10 protein-coding genes are annotated in these 16,787 nt (G+C 63.8%); 6 read left to right on the forward strand and 4 right to left on the reverse strand.

Annotated elements, in window-relative coordinates:
* Positions 1–33 precede the first annotated feature (33 nt).
* Positions 34–2,313 (reverse strand): NADP-dependent malic enzyme, encoded by a 2,280-nt coding sequence (locus FJ970_RS00915; RefSeq protein WP_140760770.1) that lies wholly within the window; start codon positions 2,311–2,313, stop codon positions 34–36.
* Between the two features lie 304 nt (positions 2,314–2,617).
* Here FJ970_RS00915 and mutS point away from each other — a divergent pair, with 304 nt between their 5' ends.
* Positions 2,618–5,389, forward strand: a complete 2,772-nt coding sequence (gene mutS, locus FJ970_RS00920) for a DNA mismatch repair protein MutS (RefSeq protein WP_140760768.1) — start codon at positions 2,618–2,620, stop codon at positions 5,387–5,389.
* Between the two features lie 245 nt (positions 5,390–5,634).
* Positions 5,635–6,234 carry a hypothetical protein gene (locus tag FJ970_RS00925; RefSeq protein ID WP_210243055.1) on the forward strand — a complete coding sequence of 200 codons (600 nt, stop codon included), beginning with the start codon at positions 5,635–5,637 and terminating at the stop codon, positions 6,232–6,234.
* 35 nt (positions 6,235–6,269) lie between these two features.
* Here the strand turns inward: FJ970_RS00925 and FJ970_RS00930 are convergent, their stop codons facing one another.
* From FJ970_RS00930 to FJ970_RS00940, 3 genes are all read right to left on the reverse strand, one after another.
* Positions 6,270–7,115 carry an aldo/keto reductase gene (locus tag FJ970_RS00930; protein ID WP_140760764.1) on the reverse strand — a complete coding sequence of 282 codons (846 nt, stop codon included), beginning with the start codon at positions 7,113–7,115 and terminating at the stop codon, positions 6,270–6,272.
* Positions 7,116–7,205: 90 nt separating this feature from the next.
* The gene (locus tag FJ970_RS00935) at positions 7,206–7,598 is read right to left on the reverse strand and encodes a DUF305 domain-containing protein (protein WP_140760761.1); all 393 of its coding nucleotides are present in this window, start codon (positions 7,596–7,598) and stop codon (positions 7,206–7,208) included.
* Between the two features lie 43 nt (positions 7,599–7,641).
* Complete coding sequence (locus FJ970_RS00940) at positions 7,642–10,149, reverse strand: heavy metal translocating P-type ATPase (RefSeq protein ID WP_140760759.1); 2,508 nt, start codon at positions 10,147–10,149, stop codon at positions 7,642–7,644.
* 203 nt (positions 10,150–10,352) lie between these two features.
* On the opposite strand from FJ970_RS00940, the gene FJ970_RS00945 reads away from it, so the two are divergent.
* The 4 genes from FJ970_RS00945 to murJ all read left to right on the forward strand — a co-directional run bounded on the left by FJ970_RS00945 (position 10,353) and on the right by murJ (position 16,766).
* Positions 10,353–11,156: a glycosyltransferase family 25 protein gene (locus FJ970_RS00945; protein WP_140760756.1), complete on the forward strand. Its 804-nt coding sequence runs from the start codon at positions 10,353–10,355 to the stop codon at positions 11,154–11,156.
* 261 nt (positions 11,157–11,417) lie between these two features.
* Positions 11,418–12,221 carry a glycosyltransferase family 25 protein gene (locus FJ970_RS00950; RefSeq protein ID WP_140760754.1) on the forward strand — a complete coding sequence of 268 codons (804 nt, stop codon included), beginning with the start codon at positions 11,418–11,420 and terminating at the stop codon, positions 12,219–12,221.
* Positions 12,222–12,310: 89 nt separating this feature from the next.
* Positions 12,311–15,112 (forward strand): [protein-PII] uridylyltransferase, encoded by a 2,802-nt coding sequence (locus FJ970_RS00955; RefSeq protein ID WP_140760752.1) that lies wholly within the window; start codon positions 12,311–12,313, stop codon positions 15,110–15,112.
* 46 nt (positions 15,113–15,158) lie between these two features.
* Entirely contained in the window at positions 15,159–16,766 is a 1,608-nt protein-coding gene (murJ, locus tag FJ970_RS00960; RefSeq protein WP_140760749.1) for a murein biosynthesis integral membrane protein MurJ, read from the forward strand.
* The last annotated feature ends 21 nt before the right edge of the window (positions 16,767–16,787 follow it).

Genomic DNA, 16,787 nt, shown 5'->3' on the forward strand with positions numbered 1-16,787 from the left:
GCCTGATCGCCAGCTTTCGTCAGTCCGTCTGCCTCAAGTCCCCGCCGTATACGCCGCGATCGCCGCCATGTTCACGATGTCCGAGTCCTTGGCGTTCAGCGATACGATTTGTACCGGCTTGTTCAGGCCGACCAGCAGCGGACCGATGACGGTCGAGCCGCCCAGTTCCTGCAGCATCTTGGTCGAGATCGAGGCTGAGTGGAAAGCCGGCATGATCAGGACGTTGGCCGGGCCGGTCAAACGGATGAACGGGTATTGCGCCATGGCGCGGGGGTTGAGCGCGACGTCGGCGGCCATTTCGCCGTCATATTCGAAATCAACGCGGCGCTTGTCGAGGATGCGCACGGCTTCCTGGATGCGTTCGGAACGCTCGCCCTGCGGGTGACCGAAGGTGGAATAAGCGAGCATGGCGAGCCTCGGCTCATAGCCCATGCGGCGGGCGAAGCCGGCCGCTTCCTCGGCGATGTCGGCGATCTGCTCGGCGTTGGGCATGTCGTGGACGGCGGTGTCGGCGACGATGACCGTCCGGCCGCGCGCGAGCACGATCGAGGCGCCGATGACGCGATGGCCGGGCTTGGCGTCGATGACGCGCCTGATGTCGTCGAGCGCGGTGGAATAGTTGCGGGTGACGCCGGTGACGATGCCGTCGGCGTCGCCCAGCGCCACCATGCAGGCGGCGAAATGATTGCGGTCGTTGTTGATCAGGCGCTGGCAGTCGCGGAACAGGAAGCCTTTGCGTTGCATGCGTTCGTAGAGGTAGTCGGTGTAGATCGAATTGCGACGCGACAGGCGCGCATTGATGATCTCGATGCCTTGCTTGTTCAAGTCGATGCCGGCGTGCCTGGCGTTCTCCTTGATGACGTCGTCGCGGCCGAGCAGGATGGCGGTGCCGAGCCGCTGGTTCACATAGGAGACGGCGGCGCGCATCACCTGCTCCTCCTCGCCCTCGGCGAAGACGATGCGCTTGGGCTGGCGGCGCACGCGATCGTAGATGCGCTGCAGGGTCGAGGCGATCGGGTCGCGGCGGGCGGAAAGCTCCTGCGCGTAGCGGTCGAGATCGAGGATCGGCTTGCGGGCCACGCCCGAATCCATTGCCGCCTTGGCCACGGCAATCGGAATGGCCGAGATCAGGCGCGGGTCGAACGGCACCGGGATGATGTAGTTGGGCCCGAATTTCGGCCGGTTGCCCTGATAGGCGGCGGCGACGTCGTCGGGCACGTCCTGGCGCGCCAGTTCGGCCAGTGCACGCGCGGCGGCGATCTTCATGTCGTCATTGATGGTGGTCGCCCTGACATCCAGCGCGCCGCGGAAGATATAGGGGAAGCCGAGCACGTTGTTGACCTGATTGGCGTAATCCGAACGCCCGGTGGCCATTATGGCGTCGGTGCGGATCTCGGCCACTTCCTCGGGCGTGATCTCGGGATCGGGATTGGCCATGGCGAAGATGATCGGGTTCTTGGCCATCGACTGCACCATGGCGGTGGTCAGCGCCCCCTTGGCGGAAAGGCCGAGGAAGACATCGGCGCCGTTGAGCGCCTCGGCCAGGGAACGCGCCTTCGTCTTGACCGCATGCGCCGATTTCCACTGGTTCATGCCCTCGGTGCGGCCCTGGAAGACCACGCCCTTGGTATCGCACAAGGTGATGTTTTCGGGCGAAAAACCCATCGCCTTCATCAGCTCGATGCAAGCGATGCCGGCCGCACCCGCGCCATTGCAGACCAGCTTCGTGGTCTTCATGTCGCGGCCGGTTACCTCCAGCGCGTTGATCAGGCCGGCGGCCGAGATGATGGCGGTGCCGTGCTGGTCGTCGTGGAAGACCGGGATGTCCATCAGTTCGCGCAGGCGCTGCTCGATGATGAAGCATTCCGGCGCCTTGATGTCTTCCAGGTTGATGCCACCGAAGGAGGGACCGAGGAAGCGCACGCAGTTGATGAACTCGTCGGCATCCTCGGTGTCGACCTCGAGGTCGATGGAATCGACATCGGCGAAGCGCTTGAACAGCACCGCCTTGCCTTCCATCACCGGCTTCGAGGCCAGCGCGCCGAGATTGCCGAGGCCAAGAATGGCGGTGCCGTTCGAGATGACGGCGACCATGTTGCCCCGCGCCGTGTAGTCGAAAGCCCTGGACGGGTCCTCGGCGATGGCGCGCACCGGCACGGCGACACCAGGCGAATAGGCGAGGCTCAGATCCCGCTGCGTCATCATCGGTTTGGTGGCGACGATCTCCAGCTTGCCGGGCCGGCCCATGGCGTGGAATTCGAGCGCTTCCTGCGCGCTGACGGATGGACCGTTGTTCTCGGTTTTCCTGGCCATGATGCTTTTGATTTCCTCGCCGGTGCGACACCTCCTTGAGGCGGGTGCCTGTGTGCTTGCGAATTAAGACCACGGGCCGCCGCGTGTAAACCACGAAGCTCTGCAAAGCTGCTTCAAAGCGGACACGCTCGGTCAGGAGCCCTTCCGCGCCACCCTGGATGCCATGATTTCATGCGCATGCGCGATCACGGCATCGGGCAATGCCGCTGAATAGCCCTTCCATGGACGATGGCTCGCGGTCTTCCCCTGCTTTTCGATGGCCCGGCATTAAACCCCGCCATCACATCTGCTAGCGTGCCGCGCCATGAACATGCACAGCCCGAACGAGCCCGACGCCGCCCCCGAGGCGATGACGCCGCCACAGCCCGGCACGGCCGCCGTCACGCCGATGCTGGAGCAGTTCATCGAGATCAAGGCGGCGAACCCGGATTCGCTGCTGTTCTACCGCATGGGCGATTTCTACGAGCTGTTCTTCGACGATGCCGAGAAGGCGAGCCGGGCGCTCGGCATCGTGCTCACCAAGCGCGGCAAGCATCAGGGCCACGACATTCCGATGTGCGGCGTGCCGGTGCATGCGGCCGACGACTATCTGCAGAAGCTGATCGGCCAGGGATTCCGCGTCGCCGTCTGCGAGCAGATCGAGGATCCGGCCGAAGCCAAGAAGCGCGGCTCCAAATCGGTGGTGCGCCGTGACGTGGTGCGGCTGGTGACGCCGGGCACTATCACCGAGGACAAATTGCTGGCGCCGTCGGAATCGAGTTTCCTGATGGCGTTGGGCAGGGTTAAGGGTGGGGCGGAGCCAAGAAGCGGGGAGCGCGGCAGCGCGACAGGGAACCAAGGAAGCTTTGCAATTGCCTGGATCGACATCTCGACCGGCGCCTTCCGCGTCGCCGAGACCACCGCCGACCGGCTGCTGGCCGACATCTTCCGCGTCGATCCGCGTGAGCTGATCGTCGCCGAGCCGGTGTTCCACGATCCCGAGCTGAAGCCGGTTTTCGACGTGCTCGGACGCGTTGCCAGCCCACAGCCGCCGAGCCTGTTCGATTCGGCCTCGGCCACGGGGCGGATCGCGCGCTTTTTCGAGGTGGCGACACCAGACAGTTTCGGCACGTTTTCACGCGCCGAACTGTCGGCCATCTCGGGCGCCATCGCCTATGTCGAGAAGACGCAGAAGGCTGAGCGTCCTCCCTTGTCGCGGCCCGAACGCGAGGAGCAGGGCTCGACCCTGTTCATCGATCCGGCGACGCGCGGCAATCTCGAACTGTTGCGCACGCTGTCCGGCAGCCGCGAGGGTTCGCTGTTCAAGGCGATCGACCGCACGGTGACCGGCGGCGGCGCGAGGCTGCTCGCCGACCGGCTGATGGCGCCGCTGACCGACCCGGCGGCCATCGGCGCACGGCTGGATTCGGTGTCGTTCTTCCGTTCCGAAGTGCGGCTTTGCCAGGCAGTACGGATGAGCCTGAAGAGCGTCGCCGACATGCCGCGTGCGCTGTCCAGGCTGGCGCTCAACCGCGGCGGCCCACGCGACCTCGGCGCGCTGCGCGCCGGCTTCGAGGCGGCCGGCGCCATTGCCGAAACCTTTGCCGCGGTCGCCTTGCCCCAGGAACTGGCCGGCGCAATGGCCGCCATCCAGACGCTGCCCAGGGCACTTGCCCAGCATCTCACCCAGGCGCTCGGCGAGGAACTGCCGCTGCTCAAACGTGACGGCGGTTTCGTTCGCGGCGGTTACCATGCCGAACTCGACGAGATGCGGGCGCTGCGCGACGAGTCGCGCAAAGTGATCGCCGCGCTGGAGCGCTCGCTGATCGAGGAGACCGGCATCCGTTCGCTGAAGATCCGGCACAACAACGTGCTCGGTTACTACATCGAGGTGACGGCCAACCATCATGCCGTCATGACCGGCAGCGATGGCGCCAAGGCGCGGTTCATCCACCGCCAGACCATGGCCAATGCCATGCGCTTCACCACGACGGAACTCGCCGAACTCGAGACCAAGATCGCCAATGCCGCCGACCGTGCGCTGAGCATCGAGCTGGCCGCCTTCGATGCGCTGACAGCGGAGGCGGTCGGCGAGGCCGAAGCGATCCGCGCCGGCGCCGATGCGCTCGCCGTGCTCGACGTGTCGGCAGCACTCGCGCTTTTATCGGAGAGCGAAGCCTGGTGCCGGCCGGTGGTGGATTCCAGCCTGGCCTTCGAGATTTCGGGTGGCCGGCATCCAGTGGTCGAACAGGCGCTGCGCCGTTCGGGCGAAGGCTCATTCGTCGCCAATGATTGCGACCTCTCACCCGAGGGGAATGCCAAGAACGGCGCGATCTGGCTGCTGACCGGCCCGAACATGGGTGGTAAGTCGACGTTCCTGCGGCAAAACGCGCTGATCGCGATCCTGGCCCAGACCGGCTCCTTCGTGCCGGCGGCGTCTGCCCATATCGGCGTCGTCGACCGGCTATTCTCGCGCGTCGGCGCCTCGGACGATCTGGCGCGCGGCCGCTCGACCTTCATGGTCGAGATGGTCGAGACGGCGGCGATCCTCAACCAGGCCGGCGAACGGGCGCTGGTGATCCTCGACGAGATCGGCCGCGGCACCGCAACCTTCGACGGCCTGTCGATCGCCTGGGCGGCGGTCGAATATCTGCATGAGAAGAACCGCTGCCGGGCGATCTTCGCCACCCATTTCCACGAAATGACCTCGCTCGCCGGCAAGCTGGCGCGGCTCTCCAACGTCACCATGCGGGTCAAGGAATGGGAAGGCGACGTCGTCTTCCTGCACGAGGTCGGCAAGGGCGCCGCCGACCGCTCCTACGGCGTGCAGGTGGCGCGGCTCGCCGGTCTGCCGGAAGCGGTGGTCGACCGCGCCAAGGCGGTGCTGCACCAGTTGGAGGAAGGCGAGGTCTCCGGCAAGACCAACCGGCTGGTCGACGACCTGCCGCTGTTTTCGGTGGCGCTGAAGCGGGAAGAGCCAAAGCCGGTGAAGGACGACGCGCTGGGCGCAGCGCTCGGCGAGATCAATCCCGACGAGATGACGCCGAAGGAAGCGCTGGAGGCGCTTTACCGGCTGAAGGGGCTGGCGGGGAAATAGGAGAGGCGGCGGCGATACCGCCAATCTCCCCCGGAGGTGCAGGCGTTCGGTATCCACATCTTCGAGTGGTGCGGCAATCTTGATGCGGGTTTCCATGACGGTTCTTCCCATCTAGGTTCGATGCACGCAACTGTTGCCGGCACCAATGACCGCTGATGACAACCAAATGGATACGAGGATCGTCAACGTGGATTGCACCTCGACAGGCACATGTCTCCGAGGTGCGGGCCGGTTTGACGACTCGCTTGGCAGATGTCGTTACTTCATATGTTGAGGGTCCGGTTGTTGTAGCCATTGACGGTCGTACCGCCTCCGGCAAGACAACATTTGCCGATGAGCTCGCCCACACTCTGAGCGCGACCGTGACAGGTGTGTTTCGGGCGAGCCTGGATGACTTCAAGAAACCCTGGCGAGATCGTTACCTTTACGATCGAGCGAGCGGTGAAGGCTACTATCGCAACGCGTTCGATATTGAACGCATTCGCTCAGATTTGGTCGGCGGCTTCCGAGCCGGACAGACCATGCTGTGCTCGATTGATCCGATAACGCAGATAGACCATTCAGCTGAACTTATACCGGTGCCGGACCAAGCCATTCTCGTCATTGACGGCGTATTCGCATTGCGTCCCGAATTGCGCGATCTTTGGGATGTTGGGGTGTGGTTGGATGTAGATCCTCAAATATCGGAGCTTCGTGCAACGGCACGCGATGGCGAGATGTTGGAACGCTATCGCCTGTCTGAACAGCTCTACCTGACCGAGGCACGGCCTCAGCAGGTTGCCGATATCATCATCGACAACGATGATATCTCCGCTCCGGCTTTTAGCATTTGGCCGCATCGATGATGGCAGTGGTCGGCTCTGCAGGGATTGCTTCCTAGCTAAATCATCTCCAGTCCGCGCTTGCGCGTCGGTTGCGGGAACGCACGATCGAGATCGGCGATGTCCTGATGTGTAAGCCTGATATCGAGCGCGGCGACATTCTGGCGGACGTGCTCCTGGCTGCCGGCCTTGGGAATGGCGATGACGTCGTCCTGCCGCATCACCCAGGCCAAGGCGATTTGCGCCGCGCTCGCACCATGGCGGGCGGCGACCTCGGCAAGCCTGGCATTATGTGCCAGCGCGCCCTGCTCCACCGGCGAATAGGCCATCAGCGGGATGCCGCGTTTCCTCATCCAGGGCGAGAGATCAAATTCCGGGCCGCGGCGGACGAGATTGTAGAGCACCTGGTTGGTCTGTACCTTGTCGCCGTCGGACAGGAGCACCAATTCCTGCATCTCGTCGGTGTCGAAATTGCTGACGCCCCAATGCCGGATCTTGCCGGCTTGCTTCAGCGCTTCGAACGCCTCGACCGTCTCGGTCAACGGCACGCTGCCCGGCCAATGCAGGAGATAGAGGTCGATGCGGTCGGTGCGCAGGCGCTTCAGGCTGTTTTCGCAGGCGCGGCGCACGCCGGCGCGCGAGGCGTTGGAGGGCAGGACCTTCGAGACCAGGAAGGTTTCGTCACGACGCCCGGCGATGGCTTCCGCTACCACGACCTCGGCACCGCCATCGGCATACATTTCGGCGGTGTCGATCAGCGTGACGCCGAGGTCGAGGCCGAGCTTCAGCGCCCTGACCTCATCGGCGCGGCGGCGCGAATCCTCGCCCATCTTCCACGTGCCCTGGCCGAGGACGGGTATGGCCTCGCCGCAGGGCAGCGTGGTGGTTCTGACGCTCGATTCCATGGCATGGCTCCGTGGGTACCCGATCGCATCGAGCCTCGACGTGAACCCGGATGAAGTTCTCGCCGGACCTGCTTAGTGCTGCCGCGAAGCTTACTTCACCGGATAGGCGGCGAGCCAGTCCTGCATCTGCTTGATTTCGGCTTCCTGCGCGGCGATGACGCCTTCGGCGAGCTTGCGGATTTCGGGATCCTTGCCGTTGGCCAGTTCGACCTTGGCCATATCGATCGCGCCCTGATGATGCGGAATCATGCCGCGGACAAAATCGACATCGGCGTTGCTGGTATATTGCGAGGCCATCATGTCGGTATGCATCTTGTCCATCGCCGCCTTGTAGCCCGCCGTCGAAGGGCTTTCCGCTCCCATGGCCATGGCACCCATGTCGTGCTTCATCTCCTCGCTCCGCGCCGGCACGCTTTCGAGGAAGACGGCAAGCAGCATTCCGGCGGCCATCAGCAGCAGCACGAGTTTCTTAGCCAAGGTCATTCATGGTCTCCTGTCGGTTGGGTTTCGTATCTGGGGGCTGATCTCAGAGTTTCAACGTTCTGAGCCGCAAAGCGTTTGCGATCACCGAGACGGAGGACAGACTCATCGCCGCGGCCGCTAGCATCGGCGACAGAAGCGTGCCGGTGAGCGGATAGAGCACGCCGGCGGCGACCGGCACGCCGAGCACATTGTAGAGGAAGGCGAAGAACAGGTTCTGCCGGATGTTGCCGATAGTCGCCTGGGCCAGGGTGCGGGCGCGCACGATGCCGTTGAGATCGCCCTTGACCAAGGTGATGCCGGCGCTTTCGACCGCGACATCGGCGCCCGTTCCCATGGCGATGCCGACATCGGCGGCGGCAAGCGCCGGCGCGTCGTTGACGCCGTCCCCGGCCATGGCGACACCGGCACCCCTGCCGCGCAGTTCGTCGACGAGCGCTGCCTTCTGTTCCGGCAACAGACCTGCCCGAACCTCGTCGATGCCAAGACGTCCAGCGATTGCCTTGGCCGTGCGCTCATTGTCGCCGGTCGCCATGACGATCCTCAGCCCGCTGCCGTGTAGCGCCTTGATCGCCTCGGCCGTGGTCGCCTTGACCGGATCGGCGACGGCGACGATGCCGGCCAGCTTGCCGTCGACGCCGACGAACATCGCCGTCTTGCCATCGCCCTGCAATGCTTCCACGCTGGCTTGGATTGCGGAAACGTCGATGGCGAGATCGGCCATCATCGCGGCATTGCCGAGCGCGACCTTCTTGCCCGACACCGTGCCGGAAACGCCCTTGCCGGTAACCGCCTCGAAGCTGCCGGCCTCGGCGATCTTCACGCCGCGCTGGTCCGCCCCCTCGACGATGGCCTCGGCCAGCGGATGCTCCGAGCCTTTTTCCAGGGTCGCGGCGTACACCAGCAATTCGTCCTCGGAAAAGCCCGTAGCCGCGACGACATCGGTCAGTTTCGGCCGGCCTTCGGTCAGCGTGCCGGTCTTGTCGACGATCAAGGTGTCGACGGAGGCGAAGCGTTCGAGCGCGGCGGCTTCCTTGATCAGCACGCCGGCATGCGCGCCGCGCCCGGTGGCGGTCATGATCGACATCGGCGTGGCGAGACCCAGCGCACAGGGACAGGCGATGATCAGCACCGAAACCGCCGAGACGATGGCGAAGATCAGGCTGGGCTCGGGGCCGAAGACCGCCCAGGCGATGAACGCGACGATGGCGACCAGGACGACGGCCGGGACAAAGTAGAAGGAAACGCGGTCGGCCAAGCCTTGGATCGGCGCGCGCGAGCGCTGTGCCTTGGCGACGAGTTCGACGATGCGCGACAGCGTGGTCTCGGCGCCGATCCGTTCGGCGCGCATGATCAGCGAGCCGTTCTTGTTGAGCGTGCCGCCGGTCAACGCATCGCCTTCGGCCTTCTCGACCGGCAAGGGTTCGCCCGTGATCATCGATTCGTCGATGGAGGAGCGGCCTTCGAGCACCGTCCCGTCGACCGGGACCGCATCGCCGGGCCGGATGCGCAGGCGCTCGCCGGTCTTCACCTCGTCCAGTGCTACATCGGTCTCGGCGCCGTCCTCGGCGATCCGCCGCGCGGTCTTCGGCGCGAGGTCAAGCAAAGCGCGGATCGCCGATCCGGTCTTTTCGCGGGCGCGCAGTTCCAGCACCTGGCCGAGGAAGACAAGCGCGACGATGACTGCGGCGGCCTCGAAATAGACCGGCACCGCACCACCATGGCCGCGAAACTCATGCGGAAAGATGTCCGGGAAGAGCGTGGCGACGACGCTGTAGAAATAGGCGGCGGCGACACCCAGCGAAATCAGCGTCCACATGTTGGGGCTGCGGTTGAGGATCGAGTCCCAGCCGCGATGGAAAAACGGGAAGGCGGCCCAGAGCACCACGGGGCTCGCCAGGGCCAGTTCGATCCAGACCTTTGCGCGATCCTCGACCAGGCCCTCCAGCGACAGGCCGACCATCGGCGCCATGGTGATGATCAGCAGCGGGGCCGACAGCAGCGCGCTCACCCAGAGCCGCCTGGTGAAATCGACCAGTTCGGGATTTGGCCCTTCATCGCCCGTCGGCACGCCCATAGGCTCGAGCGCCATGCCGCAGATCGGGCAGGAGCCGGGCTTGCCGCGGATGATCTGCGGATGCATCGGGCAGGTGTATTGCGTGCCCTTGGGCATCGGCGCCGGCGCCGGCCTGCCGTCGAGATAGGTTTGCGGCGCCGCCTCGAACTTCGCCTTGCAGCCGGCGGAACAGAAATAGAAGCCCTGGCCTTCATGACGGACGAAATGTTTCGCCGTCGAGCGGTCGACGCTCATGCCGCACACAGGGTCGGCGGCCGTGAGGTAATTCTCAGGCTCGGCCTGGAACTTCGAACGGCAGCGCTCGCTGCAGAAATGATAGAGGCGGCCGTCATGCTGAGATGTCGGCTTGCCGGCGGCCGGATCCACGGTCATGCCGCAGACCGGGTCGCGGAGGACCGTATTCGCGGCGGCGCCTTTCGGCGCGCAACAGCCGCCATGCGAGCCATGTGCCTGGTGATCGTGATCTGAATGCGTCATTCCGAAAATGCCTTGATGTCATTGCTTCGAACCCGAGGTAGTGCTTCCAGTAACTGGAAGGTCAAGGGCCGTTTTGATTTTCCGATTTCGGGGGCCGTGAAATCGATCGAACACCCCCTGCACAAAGGCACATCTCGTGCTAAAACTTTTCTTGCTAATATTATTCGCCGCATCCCGTTCATCTCGCTAGATTTCGGTCGACTATGAAGTGCCTGGTCATCAATCTCGATCGGTCCCCGGACCGACTTGCTCACATAAGTGCAGAGTTCGCCCGGATCGGCGCTGCGTTCCAACGTGTTGCGGCGGTCGATGCGCGCAGCCACCCCGAACTCGGGCAGCAACCGCAACATCCGATGTATGCCCCCCGGCGTTTGCTGGGCAGCGAGATCGCCTGCCTGCACAGCCACCGCCTCTGCTGGGCGATCCTGGCGCAGGACGATGCCAGCTACGGCGCCATCTTCGAGGACGACGTGATTTTTTCAGCAAATGCCGGTCCGTTGCTTGCCGACAACGGCTGGATTCCGACCGATGCCGACATTGTCAAGTTGGAGACGTACTTCAAGAGAACCCTCGTCCACCGGCGAAGGACCGCCGCTGGACATGGTTTTTCCGCGTTCAGGCTCTACAAGAACCATCCGGGGACCGGGGGCTACATCATCTCCAGACAGGCCGCGCGCGATCTCCTCGAGGCGACCGAAAAGATCAATATCACCGCCGACGATCTAATTTTCACCCCGGCATTCGCTACCTCGTCCAGCAAGACGATCTACCAGCTCGTCCCTGCGCTGTGCGTGCAGGATCAGTTCGTCGGCGACCGATTGCCAAGCCTGCTCGGCCAAGAGCGGGACGCCGAGGGAACCGCGAATGCTCTTGTCGCAAAACGCAGAAGGCCCGTCGCCGAAAGAATCATGAAGGAAGGCGGACGAGCCGCGCGGTGGATCGTCGATTTCTGCAGATATCGGCGACACATCGTCGTCCCCTTCGATTCGACCGGCGCAACCGACTAAGCTTGCCTGGCCGGCAGAATCGCCAACATAAGTATAGACCTCAGTGTTGTTTCGACCCTCCTTGCGACGAACGGGGGATAGAAATTGAAAACCCCCCCTTCCCCAAACATCGACAGTGATTCCGGCCAGTTGAATGGCTAAACAGCCGTATTGTCCCTTTCATTTGGCCACAAAGCAAAGTCCTTCCCAAAATACAGAAGACGCAAGCTCCGCATGTGCTATAGAGCGCCGCCACCACAAGAAAAAACAAGTTAGTGAAGAATGAAGCGCCTGGTTATCAACCTCGATCGATCTCCCGACCGGCTTGCCCATACGACTGCGGAGTTTGCGCGCATTGGCCTTGGATTCGAGCGGGTTGCCGCAATCGATGCAAGGGACCGTCCAGACCTCGTGTTGCAGCGCCAGCATGCATTGTATGCGGTGCGGCGTCTGTCCGGCAGCGAGATCGCTTGCCTGCACAGTCATCGCGCCTGCTGGACCATCATCGCGCAAGACGACGCGCCGTATGGCGCCGTCTTCGAGGACGACATGGTGTTTTCCGCGAAAGCCGGTGCGCTGCTGGCCAATACGGACTGGGTTCCGACCGGCGCCGATGTCGTCAAGCTCGAGACGTTCTTCCACACGACGGTGATCCAGCGGGAGAAGGTTGCCGTCGGCCACGGTTTTTCGGTGTTCAGGCTTCGCAAGAACCATATCGGAGCCGGTGGCTACCTGCTGTCTAGGCAAGCGGCTCACGCTCTTCTCGAGGCGACCTCCGATGTCAATGTGGCGGTGGACAATCTCATCTTCGATCCTGCGTTCGCGACGTCGACCGGCAAGACGATCTACCAGCTTGTCCCGGCGCTCTGTGCGCAGGACCGGTTCGTGGACGACCGGTTGCCGAGCCTGCTTGAACAAGGCCGGGAGGCCGAGCGGGTCGCAAGCGGGCTCGCCAACGGACAGAGGATGCCGGCTCTCGCACGGATCCGTAGGGAGGCCAGGCGGGCAACGCGGCAGATCACCGATCTCTGCAGGCTGCGGCGGCAGATTGTCGTCCCGCTCGCTCCAGTCGAGGCAAACGACTAGAGCGTTTGCGGGATCGATAGCAGGCCCATACCCAGCGCCGCGAAAACACGCTATAGACGCCGCCCAAAAGGCAAGGCCAACCGGTATCTATGGCAAAAATCTCCCTGAAGCTCAATGAACTGATCGACGGCGACGCTTTGCGCCGCGAGATGACCGCACAGACCGCGGCCAGTGCCGGCGATGGTTCCAGCCAGGGCATCCGTGCTGCCGTTCTTCAGCTTCTCAAGGGGCGCCTGGCCGAGGGTCGCAAGACAGCCGAGGCGATGCTGAGGCAAGATGGCGGCGGCAACGCCTGCGCCGAACGGCTGTCGCACCTGATGGACGAGCTGATCCGCGCGCTCTACGATTTTGCCGCCACGCATGTCTACCGGGTGAAGAACCGGTCCTCGGCCGAACGCATGGCGGTCGTTTCCGTCGGCGGCTATGGCCGCGGTACACTGGCGCCGGGATCCGACATCGACCTGCTGTTCCTGCTGCCCTACAAGCAGACGCCTTGGGGAGAACAAACGGTCGAATACATGCTCTACATGCTGTGGGACATGGGGCTGAAGGTCGGCCATGCCACCCGCAACATCGATGAGTGCCTCAGGCTGTCGCGCACCGACATCACCATCCGCACCTCGATCCTGGAAGCGCGTTTCCTGTGGGGCGAACGCAAGCTCTATGACGAGCTGATGCTGCGCTTCGACCATGAGGTGGTGCGCACGACCGGACCGGAATATGTGCAGGCCAAGCTCGCCGAACGCGACGAGCGCCATGCCAAGGCCGGCGAAAGCCGCTATCTGGTCGAGCCCAACGTCAAGGACGGCAAGGGCGGCTTGCGCGACCTGCAGACGCTGTTCTGGATCGGCAAGTATTTTTACCGCGTGCGTACCGGCGAGGAACTGGTCGAGAAAGGCGTCTTCACCGAGGCCGAGTATCGTGAGTTCCAGAAGGCCGAGGATTTCCTGTGGGCGGTGCGCTGCCACATGCATTTCCTCACGGGGAAGGCCGAGGAGCGGCTGCATTTCGACATCCAGCGCGAGATCGCCGAACGGCTCGGCTATACGACCCATCCCGGCCTGTCGGCGGTCGAACGCTTCATGAAGCACTATTTCCTCGTCGCCAAGGATGTCGGCGACCTGACCCGCATCTTCTGCGCCGCGCTGGAGGAGGAGCAGGCCAAGCACGTTCCCGGCTTCAACCGCATCTTCCTCACCTTCCAGCGCCGCAAGCGAAAGCTTGCGGGCACGTCCGACTTCATCGTCGACAACCATCGCATCAACATCGCCGACGACGGCGTCTTCGAGCGCGACCCGGTCAATCTTCTCAGGCTGTTCTGGTTCGCCGACAAGCACGGGCTGGAATTCCATCCCGATGCGCTGAAACTGCTCACCCGTTCGCTCGGCCTGGTCAACAAGTCGCTCAGACGCGACGAGGAAGCCAACCGGCTGTTTCTCGACATATTGACCTCGGACCGCAACGCCGAACTCAACCTGCGGCGTATGAACGAGGCGGGGCTGCTGGGCCGGCTGATCCCGGATTTCGGCAAGATCGTCGCCATGATGCAGTTCTCGATGTACCACCACTACACGATCGACGAGCACCTGATCCGCTGCATCGGCGTGCTGGCCGAGATCGAGCGCGGCGATGGCGAGAAGGTGCATCCGCTGTCGCATTCGCTGATGCCGGGCCTGAAGAAGAGCCGCGAGGCGCTCTATGTCGCCGTGCTGCTGCACGACATCGCTAAGGGCAGGCCTGAAGACCATTCCGAGGCCGGCGCCAGGATCGCAAGGCGGATCTGCCCGCATATGGGGCTTTCGCCGGCCGATACGGAAACCGTCGCCTGGCTGGTCGAGAACCACCTCGTCATGTCGATGACGGCACAAACCCGCGACCTCAACGACCGCAAGACGATCGAGGACTTCGCCTCGATCGTGCAGTCGGTCGAGCGGCTGAAGATGCTGTTGATCCTGACCGTCTGCGACATCAGGGGCGTTGGACCAGGCGTGTGGAATGGCTGGAAGGGCCAGTTGCTGCGTACGCTCTACTACGAGACCGAACTGCTGCTGACCGGCGGCTTTTCGGAAGTCTCGCGCGCTCAACGCACGGCGGCGGCGCGCGAACGGCTGGCGGAGGCGCTCGCCGACTGGCCCGACAAGGCGCGCAAGCGCTATGTCAGGCTGCATTATGAAAACTACCTCCTGGCCGTGGACCTGCCGGACCAACTTCGCCACGCCGAATTCATTCGCGAGACGGACGCGGCTGGCAACAAGCTCGCAACCATGGTCAAGACGCACCAGTTCGAGGGGGTGACCGAAATCACCGTGCTGGCGCAGGACCATCCCCGTCTTCTCTCGGTCATTGCCGGGGCATGCGCCGGCGCCGGCGGCAACATCGTCGACGCGCAGATCTTCACCACGTCGGACGGCCGGGCGCTGGACACGATCCTGATCTCGAGGGAGTTCGACCGCGACGAGGACGAGCGCCGGCGCGCCGAGCGCGTCGGCAAGCTGATCGAGGACGTGCTGTCGGGCAAGAGCTGGCTGCCGGAAATGATCGAGAAGCGCACCAAGCCAAGGCGCGGATCCAAGGTGTTCAAGATCCCGCCGCGCGCCGAAATCCGCAACGCGCTGTCGAACCGGTTTTCGGTGATCGAGGTCGAGGGGCTCGACCGCCCCGGCCTGCTGTCGGAAATCACCGGGACGCTGTCCGACCTGTCGCTCGACATTGCCTCGGCGCATATCACCACTTTTGGCGAGAAGGTCATCGACACCTTCTATGTCACCGACCTTACCGGCCAGAAGATCGACAGCCCGGCCCGAATCGCCACCATCCGCAACCGGTTGATCGCGACGCTCGAAGGCATCGTGCCAGAACGCGGCGGCAGGGCCAAGGCAGCCGCCGAGTGACGGCCATCATCTTCTTCTCCCAATCCCACAGGCAGTTTGCGAACGCATGAGTCTTGTCAAGAAATTCGCTACCGTAGCCTCCGGCACGTTGATGAGCCGTGCGCTCGGTTTCGGCCGCGAGATGCTGATGGCAGCCGCACTCGGCACCGGACCGGTCGCCGACGCCTTCAACGCCGCCTTCCAGTTCCCCAACACGTTTCGCCGGCTGTTCGCCGAAGGCGCGTTCAACGCCGCCTTCGTGCCGCTGTTCGCCAAGGAGATCGAGACGCACGGCACCGACGGCGCCAAGCGATTCTCGGAAGAAGTGTTCGGGGTCCTGTTCACCGCGCTGCTGGCGCTGACCATCGCCATGGAACTGGCGATGCCGCTGATCGTGCGCTACCTGGTGGCGCCGGGCTTTGCCGACACGCCGGGCAAGTTCGAGACGACCGTCCGGCTCGCGACGATCATGTTCCCCTACCTGATCTGCATGTCGCTCGCCGCCATGATGGCGGGCATGCTGAACTCGCTGCGCCGCTATTTCGCCGCCGCGATCGCGCCGGCTTTCCTCAACATCATCCTGATCAGCGTGCTTGGCTACGCCTGGTACCATGGGCAGGATGCACATGCTGTCGGCTTCGCCCTGTCCTGGGGCGTGCTGGCGGCCGGCATCGTGCAACTCGCCATCGTCTGGGTGGCGGTGCGCAATGCCGGCATCTCGATCGGCTTCCGCCGGCCGAAGATGACCCCGAACGTGAAGCGGCTCCTGATCCTGGCGCTGCCGGCGGCGATCACCGGCGGCATCACCCAGATCAACCAGCTGATCGGAACGGCCATTGCCTCGGCGCAGGACAGTGCCGTCTCCTCGCTGGCCTATGCCGACCGCGTCTACCAGTTGCCGCTCGGCGTCGTCGGCGTCGCGGTGGCGATCGTGCTGTTGCCCGAACTGTCGCGGGCTCTGAAATCAGGCAATGTGATCGAGGCCGCCAATCTGCAGAACCGCTCCGTCGAATTCACCCTGTTCATGACCTTGCCGGCGGCGGCGGCACTTTGGGTCATGTCGGAACCGATCGTACGGCTGGTCTATGAGCGCGGTGCGTTCGCCGCCAACCATTCGACGCCTGTCGTGGCGGCGATCCTGGCGATCTTCGGTCTCGGCCTGCCGGCCTTCGTGCTGATCAAGGCCTTCACCCCAGGGTATTTCGCGCGCGAGGACACGCGCACGCCGATGATCTTCGCCGCAATCTCCGTGGCGGTGAATGTCGGCACCGCACTGACGCTATTCCCGAGGATGGGCGCACCCGGTATCGCCGTGGCTTCGGCAGTCGCCGGCTGGGTCAACGCGCTGATGCTGCTTGCCGTACTGATCCGGCGCGGCCATTGGGGCCGCGACGTGCCGCTCTTGAAGCGAATTCCACGGCTGGTGCTGTCGGCGGCGGTAATGGGTGTCGCCCTCTATTTCGCCGAACATTATTTCGCCGCCAGGCTCGGACCCGGTTCGCCGCTGGTCATCAAGGCGACCACGGTGCTCGCGCTGGTGGCAGGTGGGGCGACGCTCTATTTCGTCACCGCATTCGCCACCGGCGGCGCCGATTTCGGCATGATCCGGCGCAATGTCGGGCGCAGGAGAACAGAATCCGGTCAGTCCGTGGCAAAATCAGAACTCGACGAATAAATCGGCCGTCCGGCCCGTCTC

The organism is Mesorhizobium sp. B2-1-8 (genome assembly GCF_006442545.2).
Lineage (GTDB): Bacteria > Pseudomonadota > Alphaproteobacteria > Rhizobiales > Rhizobiaceae > Mesorhizobium.

Coding starts and splice junctions, on each gene's coding strand:
- FJ970_RS00955 (WP_140760752.1), top strand. CDS start 12,311: ATGGCAAAAATCTCCCTGAAGCTCAATGAACTGATCGACGGCGACGCT.
- FJ970_RS00950 (WP_140760754.1), top strand. CDS start 11,418: ATGAAGCGCCTGGTTATCAACCTCGATCGATCTCCCGACCGGCTTGCC.
- FJ970_RS00915 (WP_140760770.1), bottom strand. CDS start 2,313: ATGGCCAGGAAAACCGAGAACAACGGTCCATCCGTCAGCGCGCAGGAA.
- FJ970_RS00940 (WP_140760759.1), bottom strand. CDS start 10,149: ATGACGCATTCAGATCACGATCACCAGGCACATGGCTCGCATGGCGGC.
- FJ970_RS00945 (WP_140760756.1), top strand. CDS start 10,353: ATGAAGTGCCTGGTCATCAATCTCGATCGGTCCCCGGACCGACTTGCT.
- mutS (WP_140760768.1), top strand. CDS start 2,618: ATGAACATGCACAGCCCGAACGAGCCCGACGCCGCCCCCGAGGCGATG.
- FJ970_RS00930 (WP_140760764.1), bottom strand. CDS start 7,115: ATGGAATCGAGCGTCAGAACCACCACGCTGCCCTGCGGCGAGGCCATA.
- FJ970_RS00935 (WP_140760761.1), bottom strand. CDS start 7,598: ATGACCTTGGCTAAGAAACTCGTGCTGCTGCTGATGGCCGCCGGAATG.
- murJ (WP_140760749.1), top strand. CDS start 15,159: ATGAGTCTTGTCAAGAAATTCGCTACCGTAGCCTCCGGCACGTTGATG.